This is a genomic window from Janthinobacterium sp. AD80 (genome assembly GCF_002878455.1).
GTDB lineage: Bacteria > Pseudomonadota > Gammaproteobacteria > Burkholderiales > Burkholderiaceae_D > Janthinobacterium.
In genome coordinates, this window is sequence record NZ_NRDQ01000029.1 from 1 (window position 1) to 20636 (window position 20636).

Annotated in this window: 16 protein-coding genes and 1 pseudogene; 1 reads left to right on the forward strand and 16 read right to left on the reverse strand. The window is 55.8% G+C overall.

Annotation, left to right across the window (positions count from 1 at the left end):
- The 11 genes from JaAD80_RS07115 to JaAD80_RS07160 form a co-directional block, all read right to left on the reverse strand.
- The coding region (locus tag JaAD80_RS07115) for a GspE/PulE family protein (RefSeq protein WP_102293537.1) at positions 1-1523 on the reverse strand (1523 nt) is incomplete at its 3' end.
- A 30-nt stretch (positions 1524-1553) separates the two neighbouring features.
- Positions 1554-2750: a type II secretion system F family protein gene (locus tag JaAD80_RS07120; RefSeq protein ID WP_102293538.1), complete on the reverse strand. Its 1197-nt coding sequence runs from the start codon at positions 2748-2750 to the stop codon at positions 1554-1556.
- A gap of 51 nt (positions 2751-2801) precedes the next feature.
- Positions 2802-3278 (reverse strand): type II secretion system protein, encoded by a 477-nt coding sequence (locus JaAD80_RS07125; protein WP_146012287.1) that lies wholly within the window; start codon positions 3276-3278, stop codon positions 2802-2804.
- On the reverse strand, positions 3265-3648 hold the full coding sequence (locus tag JaAD80_RS07130; protein ID WP_102293540.1) for a type II secretion system protein: 384 nt from the start codon (positions 3646-3648) through the stop codon (positions 3265-3267). Before JaAD80_RS07130 ends, JaAD80_RS07125 begins: the two co-directional genes overlap by 14 nt.
- A complete protein-coding gene (locus JaAD80_RS07135; protein ID WP_102293541.1) occupies positions 3642-4133 on the reverse strand; it encodes a type II secretion system protein in 492 nt (163 codons plus the stop codon). The genes JaAD80_RS07130 and JaAD80_RS07135 overlap by 7 nt, the downstream gene beginning before the upstream one ends.
- A 9-nt stretch (positions 4134-4142) precedes the next feature.
- Entirely contained in the window at positions 4143-6287 is a 2145-nt protein-coding gene (locus JaAD80_RS07140; protein ID WP_146012288.1) for a cohesin domain-containing protein, read from the reverse strand.
- Between the two features lie 220 nt (positions 6288-6507).
- Positions 6508-6930, reverse strand: a complete 423-nt coding sequence (locus JaAD80_RS07145) for a hypothetical protein (RefSeq protein ID WP_146012289.1) — start codon at positions 6928-6930, stop codon at positions 6508-6510.
- Between the two features lie 113 nt (positions 6931-7043).
- Entirely contained in the window at positions 7044-7589 is a 546-nt protein-coding gene (locus JaAD80_RS07150) for a GspMb/PilO family protein (protein WP_146012290.1), read from the reverse strand.
- A gap of 1177 nt (positions 7590-8766) precedes the next feature.
- Positions 8767-9213 (reverse strand): hypothetical protein, encoded by a 447-nt coding sequence (locus tag JaAD80_RS30165; RefSeq protein ID WP_146012291.1) that lies wholly within the window; start codon positions 9211-9213, stop codon positions 8767-8769.
- Positions 9213-13271 (reverse strand): RHS repeat-associated core domain-containing protein, encoded by a 4059-nt coding sequence (locus JaAD80_RS07155; RefSeq protein WP_102293545.1) that lies wholly within the window; start codon positions 13269-13271, stop codon positions 9213-9215. The genes JaAD80_RS30165 and JaAD80_RS07155 overlap by 1 nt, the downstream gene beginning before the upstream one ends.
- A gap of 1 nt (position 13272) precedes the next feature.
- Positions 13273-16659, reverse strand: a complete 3387-nt coding sequence (locus tag JaAD80_RS07160; protein WP_102293546.1) for an FG-GAP-like repeat-containing protein — start codon at positions 16657-16659, stop codon at positions 13273-13275.
- 645 nt (positions 16660-17304) lie between these two features.
- On the opposite strand from JaAD80_RS07160, the gene JaAD80_RS30170 reads away from it, so the two are divergent.
- Complete coding sequence (locus JaAD80_RS30170) at positions 17305-17673, forward strand: hypothetical protein (RefSeq protein ID WP_146012293.1); 369 nt, start codon at positions 17305-17307, stop codon at positions 17671-17673.
- A gap of 389 nt (positions 17674-18062) precedes the next feature.
- On the opposite strand, the gene JaAD80_RS30175 is transcribed toward JaAD80_RS30170, so the two are convergent.
- From JaAD80_RS30175 to JaAD80_RS07175, 5 genes and pseudogenes are all read right to left on the reverse strand, one after another.
- On the reverse strand, positions 18063-18383 hold the full coding sequence (locus JaAD80_RS30175; protein WP_146012294.1) for a hypothetical protein: 321 nt from the start codon (positions 18381-18383) through the stop codon (positions 18063-18065).
- 85 nt (positions 18384-18468) lie between these two features.
- Positions 18469-18810 carry a hypothetical protein gene (locus JaAD80_RS30180; protein ID WP_180979331.1) on the reverse strand — a complete coding sequence of 114 codons (342 nt, stop codon included), beginning with the start codon at positions 18808-18810 and terminating at the stop codon, positions 18469-18471.
- A gap of 100 nt (positions 18811-18910) precedes the next feature.
- Positions 18911-19459 (reverse strand): hypothetical protein, encoded by a 549-nt coding sequence (locus tag JaAD80_RS07165; protein WP_102293547.1) that lies wholly within the window; start codon positions 19457-19459, stop codon positions 18911-18913.
- Entirely contained in the window at positions 19456-20271 is an 816-nt protein-coding gene (locus JaAD80_RS07170) for a hypothetical protein (RefSeq protein WP_102293548.1), read from the reverse strand. Before JaAD80_RS07170 ends, JaAD80_RS07165 begins: the two co-directional genes overlap by 4 nt.
- Positions 20264-20636, reverse strand: a pseudogene (locus tag JaAD80_RS07175) (type II/IV secretion system protein); the annotation flags it as partial. The gene JaAD80_RS07170 and the pseudogene JaAD80_RS07175, both read right to left, overlap by 8 nt.

Genomic DNA, 20636 nt, shown 5'->3' on the forward strand with positions numbered 1-20636 from the left:
ATCGTGCGTAGGGTGTCGTCAAATGGCAGTACTTCGGCCAGTGCGTGACGGCCCTTGTAGCCGGTACTACGGCAATGCTCACAGCCACGTCCGCGCGTCAACGTGATCTGGGCTTGCATTATGCCGGCCCCCTTTAATCGCTCCAGAATGTCCTCGCTGGCCAGCTCCGGCTCGCTGCAGACAGGACAATTCGAGCGGATCAGGCGCTGAGCCACTACGCCGTTCAACGCCGACATGAGGCTATATAAGTCGATGTCCATGTGGGCAAAACGGCTGATCACGTCAAATACGCTATTCGCATGCACGGTTGTAAACACCAGATGGCCCGTTAATGCGGCTTGCACGGCGATTTCGGCCGTTTCGGCATCGCGGATTTCGCCCACCAGTATTTTGTCTGGATCATGGCGTAGAATGGAGCGCAGGCCTTGGGAAAAAGTCAGTCCCTTCTTTTCGTTCACGGGGATCTGCAATACACCCGGCAATTCATACTCCACAGGGTCTTCGATGGTAATGATCTTTTCCTGCCCGGTCTGGATCTCCGTGAGCGCCGCATACAACGTCGTGGTCTTGCCGCTGCCCGTCGGCCCGGTGACCAGCAGCATGCCATGCGGCTTCTTCGCCAGGCGGCGGATGCGCTCGATTGCATCGGCATCGAGGCCCAGGCTGGCCAGCGAAATGGCATGAGCATCGCCACGCAACTGCGTTTTGTCGAGCAGTCGCACCACGGCATCCTCGCCAAAAATGCTGGGCATGATGGAAACCCTGAAGTCCAGTTCGCGCGAACCCAGCTCGATGCGGAAGCGACCATCCTGCGGCACGCGACGCTCGGCGATATCGAGCTGCGCTAGCACCTTGATGCGCGAGATGACCTCCTCGGCGCGCACGCGGTCCGGTAATTCGGATGCCGGTACCAGTACGCCATCGAGGCGCAGCTTGACCTTCACGCCATTGCGGTCGCATTCAAAATGGATGTCGCTGGCACCAGCTTTCCAGGCATCATAAATAGCGGCATCGACAAAGCGTACGATTGGACTGGTGCTGCGTTCAATGGTTTCGATCGAAATCACATTTCCTGCGCCATCGCCAACGCTGCTACGCTGTTCCGGCGCACCGGCCGACAAGCTGCTCGAGGCTTTGATACGGTGTTGAGCCTGTTCCAGCGCCGCCAGGATGTCCGTCTTGTCGCCCCATGCCAGCGCCGGGTAGCCGCCCACTTTGTTGGCCAGCCATTGCAAAGCGTGGTCGTCCCAAGGATCGGTCACCACGAAACTATCGCCGCCCGGAAGCCGCAACGGATAGATTACGCGCTTGACGCAGTCCGTAAAACTCAGTAGCGAGAATTCGGGAGTGCAGGCCAGCATGGCGGCTTGCGGGTAATACTCCATATCCAGCTGGGCAGGGGCTGCCGCGGCGAGGTCGGCCACTGAGCAGCCGGCCAGTGCCGCCAGTTCAACCGCCAGCGCCTGGCCACTGTCGCGCGCGCGGGCCCGCGCTTGCGCCAGCAAGGTGTTCAACGGCGGCATGGCGGCTAAGGTGGAGACACTACTCATGTATCAAATTCCTCCAGCCAGGTCGAATACTGGCATGTACATCAAAATAATAATCGCACCAATCATGATGCCAACGGCCATCAGCAAGATCGGTTCCGCGACCCTCGTGGCGCGGTCAATAAATACGGTAAATTCTTGGCGGTATGTCTGCGCGATGATGTCCATGATGCGTGCCAGGTTGCCGGATCGTTCTCCGACCTGCAGTAGCCGCTCGGTCACCGTATCCGTCAATCCATTCTCGGCAAAGGCCGTCGACAGGCGCTTGCCCTCCTGGATCACGCCACGCGCGCGAAGTATCTGGTCCTGGAGTTTCTTTTCAAAGGCCAGGTTTTGCGCTAGCGGTATGGCATCGCTCAGCGTATAGCCGCCCTTGAGCAGCATCGACATGGTTTGATAGATGCGTGCCAGTTGGTACAGGCGCAAGTAATGCTGGACAAACTTGAAGCGGCCCAGCGCGCGAAGTAGAAATATCTTTAGCTTGCCATTGCGGTGGCCGATTACCGCCAGCGCAACCAGTCCAGCTAAGCTTGCCAGTATCAGACCGAGATAATCGCTGGAGACCTGCCCCAATTTCATCAGGATCACCGTGGAAAAACTCAGTTTTTGCGAAAAATCGTCATAGACTTTGGCAAAGCGGGGCACGACATAAGAAATCATGAAGAGGCATACCAGCATCCCAAAGCCGACAACCAGAGTGGGATAGATCGCCGCGCTGACCACCTTACGGCCCAGTTCCTGGCCCACTTTTTCATACGCCACATATTCTTCCAACGCCTCATCAAGCCGGCTGGTGCGCTCACTGGCACGGATAGAGGCGATCAATAGCGGAGGAAAGCCGATACGGTTTAATTCCAGCGCCGATGACAGAGGTTTCCCCTCCAAAAGCAATTGCCTGATTTCCAGCAGTACGGTGCGCTTGGCATCATCGTTGTCCTTGGTGCACAGGGTGTCAATCGCTTCCACCAGCGACATGCCGGATGACAGCAGGGTGCGCAGCTCGTCGCAAAACAGCACAAGATTAAAACCCCGTATGCCGGACACGCCGCGCGTGCGGATGCGCCGGCCCTGCGCAGTGACCGACAATACCGCGTAGCCTTGCTGCTCCACCATACGCGTGACAGCGGCGGCATCCTCGCCGTCCACCGTGCGTTCTGCAATGGCGCCGCTGGAGGCATGAAATGTGCGTATCTTAAATTGCATGAAGATCCAATCGGTTCTGACGGGCAGCGGCTGCCGTATGCGGGGCGCGCGTCATGGCGCTGCCACATACACAAACTTCCAGTCGGTGTAGCGTCCACCTGACACCGGCGCGGCACCCGGCAGGAGCAAAGGCTGGCGCCGCAAGGTGGCTTTTTCGCTCATACTGTACACGCCGGCGATACCTCCATCGGCCGCCTTCACCAGTCCCCACTTCGCCCCCTTGCTCACTGGATCGAGGTAAATCTTGCGCAAGTGGCGCCGCACGCCGACAAAACGTCTGTCCTCGACCAGGTCCTGCAGTGCTGGCGGGTACGCTTTTGCCGTACCGGGTGCCTGCGCGTAATAGGTACCGATGGCGCGCACATACGCCTGTCCGATCTGGATCAACTCTTCCTCCCGCTCGCGCTGTGTCGCGGTACTCCATGCTTCGCCGACGGCGGCCAGGCCAATACCGAACATCGCCAGCGCGAATAGCATGGCGACATAGGTAAAGCCATGCTGGGCCGTAACAGCGTTACCACGAGGCATACTCGCTCCCGTCGCGTGCGCGGCCCGCCGCACCGCTCCTGACGTCGAACACGACACCCATGTCCTTTTTTTCCGGCGCGACGATGACCCAGCTGTCGCTGCGGTCGGTAATCGGGTCGACAGGCAGCTTGCGTAGGTAGCGGCGCGCAACGATTTCGTCGAGCGAATCGGGATAGCGGCCATTGTCGCCAAAATACTTGTCGATTGCATCGCGCGTCTGCGCCAGGTTCTGCCGCAGCACCGATTCCTTGGCCTTGTCGACATTGCCGAAATAGCGCGGCACTGATAGCGATAGCAGCATGCCGATCAGCGCCATTACGACCAGCAGTTCGATCAGCGTAAAGCCGCGACTTGAGGGGCGAGTTACCATAGCCGGTACGCGATGCCGTTCATGCCGACCCTGTCCGAGGTGGAATAGACGTCAAACACGTCCGAGCCCTCCTTCGGCTCATCAGGTGGAGACAAGTAGCTGCGCAAGCCCCAGGACAATTCCGCCTTCACATCGGCGGGCGCGAACGGATCTTTCGGAATGCGCCGCAGCAGATACATGGTCTGACCACCTGCTGCCAGGTCAGGCACGCCCTGCACCAGCACTGCCAGCGATGGCGGGTATCCGCTGCCTTGCTCCCCCTTGCCGATCCGTCCAGCATCGTAGGCCTGCTTGTAGCCGTCGATGGCGCGGCGGATTTCCCACAAGGACTGCTTCAGTTCGCGTTCCTTGTTGCGTGTCGCCGTCAGCTCGACCAGCGGCATGGCGGCCGTGGCCAGGATGCCGAGTACGACCATCACCACGAGCAACTCGACAGTGGTGTAACCGGCGCGCAGGCGATGGGCAAATTTGCGCGGTTTATGCATGGCACGAACTCACTTGACCATCACGCGCAGCGGCGCTGGCAAGGTCTCCGCGTCGATTGGCGTCGAGGAAATGGATTTGGCCGACAGCACGCGAATCTCGGCGGAGCCCGCAGCAAGCGCCTTGAACTTGAAGCTCATCATCGTGCCTTCTCCTTTCACGCCAGCGGCACCGGTGCGCAGGATCGCCATCGATGCCAGGCCCTTGCCTTGCTCCATCGACTTGCTCGCGCTGGCGGTAGCGCCATCCTGGGTGAAAAAGGCACCTTCATCCACGTCGACCACTTGCAGGTTCTGTGGTGAAAACTGCAGCTTCAGCGGCATGCCCCGCAAAGCGGTGGCTGCCTTCACATTGACATGTACGGTAAACGTGTCTCCAGCCTTGACCTCCTGTGGCCCCACTAGCGATACGGCCACCTGCGGCGTAGCCGCTGCTGGTGCCCCTCCATCCTGCGGCAGTACCATCATCGGCGCCACGCCCTGCGGCGCACCCGGGGCCATGGGCACCGCGCCTGGCAAGCCGGGAACCGGTGGCGTGCCCTTGGCCGCGCCTGGCTTTTCCACAGCTGGCAGGGTCAAAGGTCGGCTGCGCACATCGTTTTCGGTCCCCGACCAGAACTCCGCCTGGTTCAGGTCCGGTCTGCGGATATTGCGCACGATACGCGGCGTGATCGACAGTACGATCTCAGTGCGCTGGCCATCGTCGCGCTGCGAAGAGAACAGCCGGCCTACCAAAGGCAAATCTCCGATGCCGGGCACGCGGTTGGCACTCATGCGCTCTTCGTTGCTGATCAAGCCGGCAAGCAACTGGGTTTCTCCATCGCGCAGCCGCAGCACCGTGCTGGCGGTGCGCGTGCCGATCTGGTACACCAGAGAACCGGCAGCCGTCTTGATCTCGCGCACCAGCGAACTGACTTCCAGACCAACTTTGATGGCCACCTCGTCATCCAGGTAGATATTCGGCTCGACGTCGAGCTTCAGGCCGACATCGACGTATTGCACCGATTCGGAAATGAAGCTGTTATTGTTGGAGCTGCCAGTGGTAGTGACCACCGGCAGCTTGTCGCCGATCAGGATCTTGGCTTTTTCGCGGTTGCGTGCGCGGATCTTGGGGTTGGCCAGTATATTCACGTCGCCCACGTCGCGGTGCAGATTGATGCGCACATCGGGCAAATTGATGCCGATGGAGTCGCGATTCAGGCTTTTCAGGTTGCCCAGCGTAAAACCGTCCGAGCCGGCGGGCGCGAGCGGCGTCAGGTTGAAGCCGTCCGGGTACTTGATGCCCAGTTCGGTCAGGCTGGAGCGTTTTATCTCCAGCACCTCCACCTCCATCATGACTTCCGGCTCGGACAGATCGTGTAACGCGATCAGGCGTTCTGCCAGGCGTATCGTTTCCGGTGTTTCGCGGACCATGATCAGGTTCAGCTTTTCGTCGATGAAAGGCTCACGTATCTTCAGCATGGTTTTCAGCAGCAAGGCGGTCTGCTTGACGTCCGCGCTGGACAGATAGAAGGCGCGAATTACCAGGTCCTGGTATTCCTTGGCCTTTTCTGCTGTCTTCGGATAGATCAGCACGGTGGACGCATCGAGCACCTTGAAGGTCAGCTGACTCGTTGAGGTCAGCAATTCCAGCGCATCGTCAAGACGTGTCTGCCGCAGAAAAATAGTGGTGCGCAAATCCTGGCGCACGTCCTTGTCGAGCACAAAATTGATGCCGCTGTTGCGCGTCAGGGCCTCAAGCACCATGCGCAGGTTGGCATCGCGGAAGTCGAGCGAGATGGGGCGCGTTTCGGCCAGCCTTGCGACACTTAGCTCGGACTGTTTGCTGGCCAACTCCAATTGCCGCTGCAGTCCAAGCAATTCGGCATTTCTTGGCGTATCCTTCAGTGCAGCCTCGATCACCAGCATGGCGCGCTCGCGCATGCCTTTCTCAATCAGCTCGCGGGCACTGGCGACAGCAGCCTTTTGCCGCGTGTCGCGTTCGATTTCCAGCAGCATGGCCCTGGCTCTGTCCTCATTGGGCTGTATCGCCAGCGCACGCTGCAGAATTTCCTTCGCCTGGGTCTCATTGCCGCGCGAACGCGCCGCCGTCGCCGCTGTCAGCAAGCGCGCCAGGATAGTGTCGCGTGCAGCAAGCTGGCCGGTGCGCAGAATCACGCTTTCCGGATCGCTCAGCAGGGCTTTATCATAGGCCTGTAGCGCATCCTCATACTTGCCGGCGCCTATCTGGCGCTGAGCGTCGTCACGTATATATTGCGTGCCGCATCCTGCCAGCAAGACGGCGCTGCATACCGCGCCGGCCCAGCCCAAATAATGTCCCTTGTAACGCAATGCCTTACTCCCTGTTATATATGAACGCCCTACTGGCGCCAGCCATTTAATTACCGGTCTGCACGGCGATCACTATTTTTTCTTCCAGCGGCACATACGTCACCACAATCTGCGTTTCTGTCACGGCATCGATGCGGTATGTATTATCCAACAACTGGCGCGCGTGGATGGGAATAAGTGTGTCGCCACGCGTTAAATAAGTAACCGTCCTGCCATCCACATCGACCATGCGCCCGAAGTACTGATAGGGAAAGGTCGGTGCGCTCGGTTTTGGCGGAGGTGGCGGCGGAGGTGGCGGCAAGGCTTTCGGTGCGGGCGGCTGGAAACTGATGAAACGGAACAGGTCTGTTTTCGATTCCACCAGAGGATCGCGTTCCAGCAAAGCGCCCGCCTCGCCAGCGGTGGTTTCCTGAGCCAGCGTAACTGCTGGGGCGGCCTGTCGGCGCGGCCTTGCATCTTCGGTGGACAATGCAAGGCTCTCTTGCTCGCGCCATGCGGTCCAGCCGCACAAGGCCACTGTGAGTAGCGCTGCCAGCCTTAGGCCTTGCCGGCGGGACGGCAAGGTCGGCGTCGATATTGCCATCAGCTTGGCTTCCGGTAAAAGTAGGTGAAGCGCAGATCGATATCCATCACGATATCGCTGGCGCGCGCGCGCCGTAGCGACAACGAGTCCAGCGCCAATCCGCCATGCGTGGCCAGCAGCGCGGCCAGGGTTTTCTTCAGCGGTAAATAGGCACCCTTGATACGTGCATTGACCTCGACGCGCCCGATCCTGGCGTCTGGCTGATTGTCGCCTGCTGGCTTGAAGCTCGCATCGGACATCAGCAAGCCGTTTTGCGTCGCCAGCGACTGCAAGTCCGCCGTCACCAGAGACAGGCTATCGAAACCTGCCAATTGTGCCGCTAGGTTTTGCTGCGTTGCCACAGGATCAGCGGCTTGCGTGCGCAGCTGGGCTTCCAACATCCGCACCTTGGCTGCAGCAGTTTTGTTATCCGCTCGCTGCGTTGGCAATTCAGAAATAGCAAGCCACGTCGCGCAGCACAGTACGGTGCCAGTGACCAGCCATGGCCAATGCTGGCGGCCGGAAAGGCGGAATTGCGATTTTTTTCTAAAAAATACATTGTACATTGATAAGCAAAAAATTTATATAGAGGCTGAGATAGGAAATTAATCACCATGAAACATATTAATAGGCAGCACAAAAATCGAAAAATAAAGTTAGGGCTATTCTTAGGAGATGTATCAATTTATTAAATTCTATGCACCGGAGGGGGCATTTTAAAAAATTCCATTTTATTATAACTGTCAAAAATATTTGCAATTTTAAAAAATATAGGCGAATAGTGGAATGAAAATCAGAAATTTCATGTGGAGTTGATACAAGAGCAATGTGGAGCTTTAGAGCGCCGAACAAAACGCCGCCCAGAGAAACAAACCACCCCGAAGTTGGTCAAACCTACCTGATATTATTTTTGACGACGGTTTTTATCAAGCGTTAAAGCTGCGCCTGATGCATATCACCCCTCGTTCGTATTGAATCTGCAACCGGTAAAAACGCACATCGTGTTTGTCAAAGTTCTACCGTCCACCAAGGATAACCTCCACTACTTTTCATGTTTCGTCGCTAAAGTACAGCGCAATCGTCCCTCCAGTTATATAAGCAATCAACAAATCGGCCTTGATGCGATTAATTCCAGGATGGTCGGGATAAATGGATGCGAAGCCCGATCCATAGCCACTATTCGAGTCGCAGCCTGTCAGAGCAGGTGACAGTTCCACGTTGACGCCACCGTCCCAGGTCACCACAAGCCCCTTTACGACAGAGTTGTTGGATCACCTAGGCCCCTCCGCTGCTACAGACGTTGAGAATGCTAGAGCCGCCATGGCCGTGAATAGATGGCCATAGGCAGGCCGAAAATATGATTTGATAAATTCCTTTTACTATTTGATGTGTTAACCTTAGAGGCAGCCATGACAAATGGCTGACGGGGAGTTACGTATGCATATTTCCCAAGCATCCTTCCCTTGATAATATAGTGAGATATGGCCCTCCCCTCGCAATTGGCAAGCCCACCGCAGCTATGCGAGACCTTGGCTGTCTTGAGGACCACTGTTAGATCCTTGCCCAGCGCACGTCCTGCAGCGCGAACGACGCTGCGTGGGCCGCCATGACGATGGCAGCCAGGGCACGGTGGAAGAACACGGATCAACTCGTCAAGCGCAGCTCTGGCGCGGAACAGGGCCATGCTGCCACGAGGGATATGATCGCACTAAACTAAACAGTTATTTTTATTTTAGTGAAAAATTATTTAATGTTAATTTTCTTTGAGTGAAAATAATAGTTGCTGAAATTCGATGGGCAATATTTATTAAAGCTCCTCACATCATCATCAGTCATCATTCTAGACTTTAATATATCCCTAAGTAATTTCTTATTTCTTTCTGGTGCTAGATATACAACATATGAAGAACCAATCTCCAGCCCCTCAAGAAATCCGAACTGAAATTTTGAATTAACTTTTTTCCCTTTTAAAGTTTCACTCACTTTTGCAGTGTAAACCACTCCACAATTAAAATTATTTTTACCGATTTTCGCATATTCCAATATCTCAACTTCATATACTGAAATTGCTCGAGAAAATGATTTTTCATCTCCTGCAGAAAGTACGGTTCTAGCACTTACGTCACAAAACACAAAAAAATAAAATAAAAAAAAATGACGTAAGTAACGCTGACAAAAAAACTTTCCCATTATTTTCTCCCTGGATAGTAGCGATTCCTCTGTTCACTTGTTGCATCATTGAAATATTTATCCAAATTTCGAGGGAGACGCTTGCTCGGTGAGATTTTTAATAAGTCAATTGCAAATTTATCAGCAAATGCTTCATAATTTGGCGTCAGCATAACACTGACAACCGGCCGACCTTCGTTTAGCAGGTGGCCCAGTTCATGAGCTGTAACATACTGCTTCCCGTAATCTGTAAGACCCATAGAGCCGCGATAGAATATAATTTTATCCCCTTTCGCCTCGGCCATTACAGGATTTCCCTCATAATCCGTTCTATTTCCGTCAACATAATTAAAGGAAGCTCGTTCGCCCGCTTTAATCCATTCAGAATTTCCACTTTCATTAACTAATTCAATAACTTTTCCAACATTGCTCGCCAAATCGGAAGGTAAATTTCCATATTTCCGAGCGGAATGAATCGCATCATTAAATAAATAGCTGAACGCCCCTGTCACCGCCCCGTTAGTAAATTTTCCACCTCCCAATACGGAAACTGTCCCCCCCATGACCGCACTGACTGCCGCACCATTTAACCTATTTCCAGATTCGGTAATATTTTTCATAAAATCCGTGCCTGACATCGCTTTGGTGAAAGCAGCACTAAGTGCACCAGAACCACACGAACCGCCGGTTGCTGAGCTTGTTACACAGCCTACCACTCCATGGAGCGCAAGGCCAGCAGGGCCGCTCCATGCCGCAGCCTCCCTAGCGCCTGTAAGGAAATTGCCTCCCGCGATCACATTCCCTGCCCCGGCAAACATACCGGCAGTAAAGGCACCTTGCAGCCCTCCTTTTATATTTCCTGTTGCGACAGTCCCGCTGATAAATCCAGTGACGGCCGCTTGTGCAACAGCACCTTCCGCACCCAAGCCAATTAGAAAATTACTTCCGGGTAAATATACACTGATCACCACAGCCGCGATCACTGGTGCATACTTTTTAATATGGTTATTCCACAGGTTATCTACCAGTCCAAATTTAATCAATCCATTAAATAGATAGCCACTCGGATCCGTGCAGGTCATCGGATTGTTATAGCAGTACGCGTAGCGGTTGTAGTTCTGCAGGTTCATCGGATCCTGGATGAACGGATCGCCCTGCATGAACATGCCCAGGCGCGGATCGAAGATGCGACCGTTCATGTGGATCACGCCGACATCGTCCAAGTGCTCGTGGCCCGTGTAGCCGCGGTCCGTGCCGCTGCTGGTATTGTTCCAGTCATACACCAGCTTGCCGCTGGCGTCGTAGTTGCCACTGGCCGTGCGCCGCTTTCCGAATGGATCGTAGGAGTAGCGTGCCGTCAGCGTGCCGTTATGGTCGGTGGTGCTGACCAGGCTGCCCTGCAGGTCCTTATGCCAGTATTCCAATTTCACGATCACCAGGCTAGGCGGTATCCACGGCACCATCTGCCCTGCCCCCAGTGCCGGCAGGCTGCCTGTTGTCACCAGCACGCCCAGGCTGGCGCCGCCGATCGACAGGTAATGACGGTTGCTGATGCTGCTGCCGTTCTGCTCGCTCTCGAAGCCCAGGCCGCCGGCATTGTCCGGGTGCATCATCCACGTCACGCGCGTGCCGTTGCTGCCGACACGGGTTTCCTTCACGCGCTGGTGGTTTTCATCGTACTGCCAGCTGTAGCGCGGATAACCGTTGGGGCCTTCCAGGCCATTCTGGCCATCGGGCAGGTTAAAACTGGTGTAGCTGATCTTGCGGTAGCTGCCGGCGCTGGCGCCTGTCAGGTTACCGTTCGCATCATAGGTATAACTGGCCGGGATCGCACCGCTGACGCTGGTCAGGGCATGCGGGCGCACCACGCCTGGCCCGGATGCCGGATAGCTGTAGGTGCCGACATCGCTCTTGTACAACACGCTGCCCAGCGCGTTGTATTGCAGGCTGACCGTGCGTTGTAGCCCCGGCACCGCCGGTGCCGACACGGTGTAATTGCGCAGGCGGCCGATCGGATCGTAATCGTAATCATCCGTCACCGAGCCGGTGACACCGTCGCCATTCGCATCGATGCGCTTGCGCAGATGGTTCAAACTGTCCCACTCATATTGGTAATTCAGGATCGCTGGGTACGAGCCCGTGAAGGCGGCCGTGTTGCTGCGGATGCGCCCCGTGACCGGTTCGAAGTCGGCGCGTACCGTGACGTTGTTGCCATAGAACTGCTGCTCCGCCTGGCCGCGCGCGTCATAGAACTGGCCTTGCCACAGCAAACTGCCAGCCGGGCGGCTCGTCGCCGGTGCCGTCGCCGCGCCATTCGCGCCCGGCAGCGGCGTGATGCTGGCCGCCTGCGCCAGCGTGGCAGAGGACAGGAAACCCTTCGGCGTATATTGATAGTCCACCTGCACGCCGGTCGGATAGATCTGGCTCACCAGGCGGCCATTTGCGTCGTAGCGCACGCCGCTGGCAAAGCTGGGCCCGCCCGTCACATCCGTGCGCGTATTGACCGGCCGTCCCAGGCTGTCGTAGGCGATCTTGCGGCTCACACCATTGCTGCTGCCGCTCGAGCACAGCTTGCCGATGCCTTTGCTGCAGGCGCTGCCATCGAGGTAGCGGTCATAGCGCCAGTAGCTGGCGTATTCCGGTTCGGAGCGGTTGATGAGGCGCCCCAGCAGGTCGTATTCCAGGGTCGTGGCTTGATTCAGCGCGCGCTGGTTCGGACTTTGCTGCCACACCAGTTCACCCAGCGCGTTGTAGTCGTACTGCCACCAGCCCGTATCCGGATCGACCATCTCCTTCTTGCGCCCGCGGATATCGTATTTCACGCTGATGACGTTCTGCATCGCATCACGGGTCTGGATCAGGTTGCCGAATGCGTCATACTGGTGCGCCAGCTGGGCGCCCAGTGTATTCGTCACGCGTACCAGCTTGCCATCGATATTTTTTTCTTCCAGACGCTGCTGCCCGTGGTCGTTCTCGTAAGTGACCGTCAGTCCCTTGTAGAAAATGATGTTTTTTGCCGCGTTCATGGCGCGGCGCGCGCCGAACTGCACGCTGCCGTGCTTGCCCAGCGGATCGCTGGTATACACGCGTACGACACGGCCTAACGCATCGTAGATATTCATGCTCATGCCATAGTCGCCGCTGCCGCCGCTGCTCGAGGACTGCGAATCGAGGAAGTATGGCTGGGTGCTCAGTACCGCCACACCTTGGGCGTTATAGTCGGTATCCTGTACCACCAGGCGCCCCGTGCCGCCCGGCTGGGCGGCACCATCGTAGGCTTCGGTGACGGTGCGTACCTTGCGCCCGGCGCTGTCCATGTAGACGCGCGAAAACGGCCCGTTCTTCGCGTCGGCGCTGTTGCGCGGTTCGACGTGGACAAAACTGATTGCCTCGGGTGTCCATTCGGCGCGCGGCGGCGCCGGGCAGTGCGGACTGTTCGAACTGACATCTTCGATGCCCCGTTCCGGCAAATAACAGTAGGCGGTGACGGTGCTGCCGCCATCGGCGCGCGTTTCGCGTACGGTGCGGCCGAAATCATCGACCTGCAGGCGTGTCGTCAGGGCATTCGGCCCTGTCAGCGCGGTGAGTGCGCCAAAGCGCGGATCGTATTCCTTGCTCTCCGCATGTCCCAGGGCATTCGTCGATGTATTGGCAAAGGTGCCTGCCGGAATGCTGACGTTGCCGATGCCGGCCAGCGCGACCGTGCTGGCGGCATACGTGCTACCGCTGCTGCGGCTGAGGAACGCGGCGCGCCCGCCCGAGCCGCAGTCGCTGGTGGTCGCACTAATGCGGTTGCCGTAGCCATCATAGGCATAGCTGGTGGTGACGCAGGACGCGGTGCCAGGCTCGACGATTTCTTTTTTCAGCAGCCCTGTCACCGGGTCATATTCGAAGGAGCTGGAGCGGCTGTAGGCCAGCGGGTTGGCCGGCGACTGCGCCTGCGCCAGGGGAGCGCCGAACGCGCACAGCGCGATCAGCCAGCAAGTCAATTGTCGCATTGCGTTCCTTGCCATGCCTGGCAGAAAATGGTTGAACTTGGCCTTGCCGGCCGTGGCGTGTGTGCTGATGTCGGCGGCCATCTCAGTCGTCTCCCAGCAGCAGGTTGATGATGGCCATCATTGCAGCGGGATTCATTGCCGGCTCGATGGGCGTGACACCCGGATCGGTGCCCGAGCCCGACGTCGGGGCACCGGCCGACACGGTCGGCAGCAGGCTCGAACTGGCGCTGACATCACTCAAGACCGTGGCCGTTTTCAGGCGCCCGAGTATCCAGCTATCGCCGCTGGTATTGTCGGCAAGGTAGTCATTCGTCGTGCGCTTGCTGCTGCTTTGCGCCGGGCCGGAGGTGCTGCTGGTGACCGTCAGAATCTCGCGGGCGTCGCCGCTGTTGTTGAACGTGTTGGTGGTCGTCACTGTCGGCAGTGCCACGCCTTCGAGATCCCAGCCCTCTTCCGTGCTTTTATACAGGTAAGGACGCTGTACCTTGGCGCTGGTGGCGCATGGCGCGCCTGGGCTGGCGGCCTCCTGCGCACCGGCCGCTGCCGTTTTGTCGCAGTAGATAAAGGTGCTGCGGCTGAGCAGTGGCGCGGAGGGCTGGTCCAGGGCGCCACGGCGTGTTTCACTCATGCTGGCTGGACCGGGATTGGGGCCGTTCTGGATGTTTTGCGTGGTAACCGTCAGGTATTCGTCGTTGGGCGCGGTATTCTGGATGGCGTAGCTGCGGAATCCCAGCCAGCCACGGCCATCATAGGCCATCTTCATGCCGCTGTACGCATATTCGGTCTTTTGCAGGGTGCCGCCAAAGCCGGCATTGGTCGTCACGGTGGCGACGACATAGGTTGGCGTGAGCACGTCGACCATGGGGTACACGGCCGCGTCAGGCGTCCCGCGATCGCTCTTGTAGCGCTGGCCCAGGCTACCAGTGTTTGGGTTGGTCAGCGGCACCCAGTTCAAGCTGGTGGTGATGCCATTGCCGGTGCGCACCGACATCAGCTGGTCTGGTGGCATGGGATCCGTCTTGGCGTACAGCTGGTTGCGGCTGGCGTCGTTCGCCGAGGAAGGCGACGCTTTCAGGCGCAAGATTTCGATAGCGCCGCGTCCGCTGAAGTCGCCCAGCACAAAGCGTGCGCTGCCGTCGCTCTTTTGCAGCTGGTCGTTGGTGGTGGTCAGGTTGAAGGCGCCGGCGCTGAAGGTGCCGTCGCCATTGCTCTGATAGATGCGGTTCTGCGAGGGATCGTCTTTCCAGTGCAGGATATCGGCGCGGCCATCGCCATTGAAGTCCGCTACCTGCATCCCGCTGGTCTGGCGGCCATACATGTCTTGTTCTTGCAATCCAGCATCCGCAGAATTAAGATTGAAGTTGCCGGCTTTTCTCTGTAAGTAGGTGCCGTCAGCCACCATCAATGACTGGAATACACCATTTGCGGAGGGAAGAATGCAATCGGAACGTCCATCGCCATTGAAATCCGCCGGGAAATAGCATGCAGATATTGCTTGATGGGCCGGATCATAGTCGAAATTGCCATCGCCACGCGATAGCCAAATACCGCTTTTTACGACAAAATCAGTTAGCCCATCGCCATTGACGTCGCCGATATAGGAAGTGCTGCCGCCATAACCAAGTGACTGCTGGGGCTCTCCATATAGCGAAACATGCGTAATATTGCTTGATTGAAGCTCACTGAATGTGCCATTGGTTTGCCCCAGGAAAATCCGGTTGCAAATAAGGTTGGCACACAGTGCCGCATCGCTGGGAGGATTTAGTGTCGTGGTGAATTCTGGGAGTATGGCGGTAACAATGTCCAACAGGCCATCATTATTCACATCCATCAGATAATAGGTTTGCCCAAGATTGCGCGATACACCGATATACTTCCCGTACTCTTCGCATGAAAGGTCGGGATCATGCGGTCCAGAACAGTCAAAGCGATCCAGCGTCGCAGACGGTATTTTCATCATTTCAATACCGGCGATAGGGATTGCATTGAATGACCCATCGCCATTGGAGAGATACAAGATGCTCGGCACTGTACCGCAACCACTTATACTATCTCCCCGAGCGCGCAGAATATCGGTCAATCCATCGCCATTAAAATCGATGGCGGTGGAGGTGTAGCAGCCGTCGCTCTTAAAGAGATTCTGGTTGGTGATGTTGAACTGCCCTGCTCCCGTACCGTTTGGAATGGCAGTAAAAGCACCATCGCCGTCGCTGCGGAATAACCGGTTTTCACTAGGCACATTCGACCAGCGTAGTATGCTGGTGCGGCCTTTGCCGAAAAAGTCACCCGTCAACACCCCATAGGCTCCTGTCAAGCTGGTCATGACGGTGGTCGATAATTCTGTATTTTTGAAAGCTGTGTTGGACGTATAGCTTAATCCGCCACCCGGCGAATAAGTAAAGGTGGTGGCCGGCAAGCATTTACTCAGATTGAGATCGGCGCATTCGCGCACTTTGACTAACCGGCTGCGCAAGGTCACGGGTCCGTTGTCATAGTCGAGTTTGATCGACTTGACATGCACCGCATTGGCCGGCTTGGCGGATACATTGCCGGGCCAGTTGATATATGTCGAGACCTTGTCGAGGAGCCAGACGCTGACATTCTTGCCGCCCTGGTGATAGGCTTCGGAGCGGTCCTGCAGCGTGCCGCGGGCCCTGTCGGGGCGTTCGGTGTATTCGAACACTACGCGGTTAACCGGTTGCTGCGCCGCCGTACCCGTGTAGATAATTTCTTTGAGGCGCCACTCGTGGCCCGGTGTTGCGTTGCCGACGGCGGGTCCGCTGCCCCAGGCGACGTCGCGCTGTTCATAACGGAAATCTATGTAATTGCCCAGCGTGTCGCTGATGCGGCTGACGGCCCAAGCCGTGATGGTTCCCTTGTTGATGACATTGATGGCAGCATTGCCCGCCATATCACCATATTCGTAGATCTGGCCGCTCTTGGTCCACACCTTGAAATAGGATGGGCCGTTGGCGGGATCACCGTTTGCGCTATAGGCGCGGATGCGCGCATAGATATCCTTGTCGGTGCGGTACTCGCGCACCATGCCGGCGCCGCCGAGGCTATCGCCTTGTTGGTTCGCAACGGGATTGCCGGAGGCATCGGTCTGGATCAGGCGCTGGCCATCCAGGCACAATTTATCGTTGCCGCCATATTCGACGCTGCGCGCCACGCCATCGATACGCTTGTTGCCGGCACAGCGGGTAATGAGGGAGATGCCCTGCACGCTCCAGCCATGGCCGACCGGACCATTGATGCCACTGGCGCTATACAGCAGGCCAAGATTGGGCGTCATGCCGCCAATTCCCGGCGGCACGGCAATCGGAATCGTGTAGCTTGGTGTGCCGCTATTCGATACGCTGACGCCTTGCGCTTGTGCAGCTGCACAAATAATCAAGAAGGTGGCGCCAATCAAATACCGTTGCAGGAACGCGGCAGGTCGTTTGTTGCCGGAAATGCGCAATGTCATCAATTCATTCTCCGTGGCAGAACAGAGTCTTTCCGAAGTACAGCAAAAACCGGAAGCGGCTTTTCACACCGATTGCTGTTCAACGACGGACATCAGCCCCTGCAATAGTCTATTTTTACGAAACAGTCATTTTTAAAATATTACGCCATAGCAAGTAAAAAATTGCAAACTAAATATCAAAAAAAATGGAAAATTTATAACTTGCACTCTGCTGTATAACATGTCAGGAAATAGATCGCACAGACAGCCACCATCGCGTCTAATGGTTTACTTACACGGGGTGTCAGTAGCAGGGGCAACAAGCACCATAACGAGAATTAAAAAGAGTACGTTGCATGCACTTCTGCTGCTACCTGCCCGGTGCTTGCATCCAACGCGATTGTGTTGGCGCGTGGCCATCACCACCACGCGCATCGAATTTTGGAAAACGTCGAATCGAAGCGACAAACATTTCCCCGTATTTCGATCAAAAGGAGGTAAGGCAATCGGCGAAATAGCCATGCGGTTCAAAAAATTTTCTATGTGATCTCGAGCTGGCTGATGTGCGTGAGTCCGGGCTGGCAGTACTGGATAAAATTAGCAATGAGGGGCTAAAATAGTAGCCACAGTGGTAAGAAAATAGTATATTTCATGCAGGAAATTTAAATGAATGTACGTCCAAGGATCGTCATGAAGAATTTTTTTTGCGCTATGTTGTTTTTCTTTGCCAGCGTGCAGGCAACTGCTTGGGATGGCGTGACTAGCGGGAAAATCGCACAAATCGAGGCTGTTGGAGGCGCCGGCGGGGCCGGAAACTTCGACCTTCGCGTCTATCTGTCTTCAGCCACGCCACCGTGTCCAAGCGAAATTGCATCGCCACCAGCCTGGAGCTACTTGAATGCGGCCGATGCGAATTACAAAGGTATTTTAAGTATTTTATTAATGGCACAAGCATTGAACAAGACAGTCACAATCCATAGCAACCGTGTGGCTGGCTATTGCCAGATAGCTTGGGTCATCGTCTCGGAAGGCTGATTAATGCAGAAAAAGGAGATTATAGTCTGCGCAAGGCATGACCTTCTGAGATGATGGGTGCGTTTGACCGCACCATTGTTAGGCAAAAAAAAGGAACCAGTGCGCAAAATGGCTTTTCTGCGTGACGCGCCAACAAGAAAATTGGCTCCGAGCGGCATGGAGTGAGAGTTCTGGAGTAGTGTCGGGGTAGGACGCTCATCCTACCGATATCGTTAATGTCACTGGAACGTAACTGGCACATGATCGACCGATGCTGTCTTGGTCATCGGATAGCCAATTATCTGCTGGCACTGCCATGGCCGGGGGCAAAAAACGGCCACGACAGTATTTCTAAGGTTCTAGGCAAGCGACACTGATTGCTGCGAAATCATTGACTTTTAATGTACTTATCATGGTGCTGCAACCGCGAAATCAGGCACGGCATAGACTTTATTTATTTCATTGCATGCAGTCAATTCGTTCCACGCAAACGCTAGTTTTTTATTGGTCAATTGTGCGGTCATCATCATTGCATATGTCTGTTTTATGAAGGCCGGATTTCCAGAAATTTGGCACCAGTACTGACAAGTTTTGTCGGTTGTGAAATAAACGTTGCCGTTTGAATGACTGATCAGGGTTACGATATTTTCGTCACAAAATGCAGCGTTTGCGGTCGTGCTGATAAGAGTTGCCGAGAGAAGGACTAGATTGGCGATATTTTTCATTTTCATACATGGCTTTCTTTATTGAAAAATGAATTGACTGAATCGGTAAGACCAAGATAGTAAACAATCCATCAGCTTGGATATACAGGAGTCACAACAATCCGAAACTCACAAGCATGCAGGAACCTGGAATATCGTCATAATAAATAAACATCGTGGCATTGGATGTCTTTGCAGCCATCAACGTCGCATAAAAACGATTTTTGTCGGCGGCGCTCATGTTGCTTGGAAAGGTAATTAATCCGTTGTTGCAAGAGGAAGGCGTATTCCAGATTGCAACTGCATCCGCCATGTAATTTTCCAATTTCCAGCTTGGCTGGCCTGATGCTGCGGAATACAATATCTGACGACGTTCTGCATGCGCGGAGCCGCAAGTCAACGCCAGAAAAACAAACAATACATTAACTACCCGAGACACTGTGCGCATATCCATCTCCTATTTTTTTCTTATGATATCAAAAAATTAGAATGTAGAATAATAAAAATATATTTTTTAGTAGATTTTTTTGCTTGTAAACCAGCCAGGCTGGCAGCTATTTATTCAAGATGGTACCCTTCACCGTTTGCGCACCGTCCTGGCGCTGGCTCTGATAATTCGTGATATACCATTGCGCTTGGCCATCGACTTCCTCTCCTGGGAAATTGGTACTGCTCTCCTCATTGAGCGCATTGACAAAATGCACCAGTGCCTGGCTGTCCAGCGCTTCAAGGGCAATTTGTGTTTGACCGCCTGCCTGTTCATGTGACAACGATAAAACAGCAACTTCATTGGAGTCTGCCTGCTCAATTGTCGATAGCACTCTCGTCCATGGATAACGCAACGCGGCAATGATTTTTTCCTGTTCTTTTTGGCGGCGCAGTGTTTCCGGATCACTTTTGGCTTGCAACTTCAACGCGGCTAGACGCAGCTCCTTGAGCGTCTGCTCAAGTTGCACGGCGCGTTGTGCATCCTGCATCGCCACTTCGTGCAAGGCGAGCGACTCAGCCACCAGTACTGCTCCCCAGGCCAGGGCGCAGCTCATGCAAAAGAGTCCCAGCCAAGGAACGCGGCGGCGACGAATGAACTCAAGCTGCAGCATCATGGGATCACCTGCGCAGGAGACTGGAATAGCAGGTCACGGAAATCGGCATACAGGACGGGCTGCAGATAGTCATCCACCTTGAGCACTTTCTCGGCATGCAGCTGTGCCAGCGGCAGGAGTTCGCCCGCTACTGCCAGGCGGATATGCTGCTGTGCGTCCTCCCCCAGGGAATACGCCATGCGCCGCATCTCGCGGTTGATCATATCGAGCTCGCGACGGTGCGTCATGGCGCTCATCGCCTCCATTGCACCGTCCTTTTCAATCACGATCGTGAAAGCGTCACGTTCTATCATGATGACGGCCCTGTCGTGCGATAAGGTTGGGGCCGATGGTCCACGCCGCAATTGCATCGCATTCCATACGCCGGTCACATAGGGCCGCATAGACAGCAGGCGTAGGCCGTGCTCGCTCGCCAGCTGGCGCAACCGCGCGCCAATATCGGCGCGCAGCGCGCAGGCAACTACCTTTGCCCTCCCTGGTACATGGTCCAACGTGAATTCCCACTGCCCTGGGTTCAAGCCCAGCTGGTGTTGCATCTGGGCCTCTGCGGCGGCACGCTCCTCCTGTTCGCCCTGCAGCCCGGCCGGCAGTTCCAGCATCATGAATTTGCCTAGCGCAGATCCGACATGCACGGCCAAGGTCGCATACCGACGCTTGCGCAGTTCCAGCGCAGCAAAATTCAGGCTGGCTGGTATGCCAGCCTCCCACTGCCATCGCGCCACCTCTTCGACGCTGCGCCATCGCCCCCATCCGGTCTGGCGACGCAGCATTGCCTCGCTGCCGTTCAGGTAAATATGATATGCGTCAATCATGTGCCACCACGCGGTCAATTTCTTCCATTGTGGTGGCGCCGCTGGCCACCAGGTCCATTGCGCGCACGTTCAGCGGGCGCACGCCGAGTTCCAGCGCATAGCGCTTGATCTCGGTGACATCGGCGCGGTTCAATATCATCGTGCGTAGGGTGTCGTCAAATGGCAGTACTTCGGCCAGTGCGTGACGGCCCTTGTAGCCGGTACTACGGCAATGCTCACAGCCACGTCCGCGCGTCAACGTGATCTGGGCTTGCATTATGCCGGCCCCCTTTAATCGCTCCAGAATGTCCTCGCTGGCCAGCTCCGGCTCGCTGCAGACAGGACAATTCGAGCGGATCAGGCGCTGAGCCACTACGCCGTTCAAC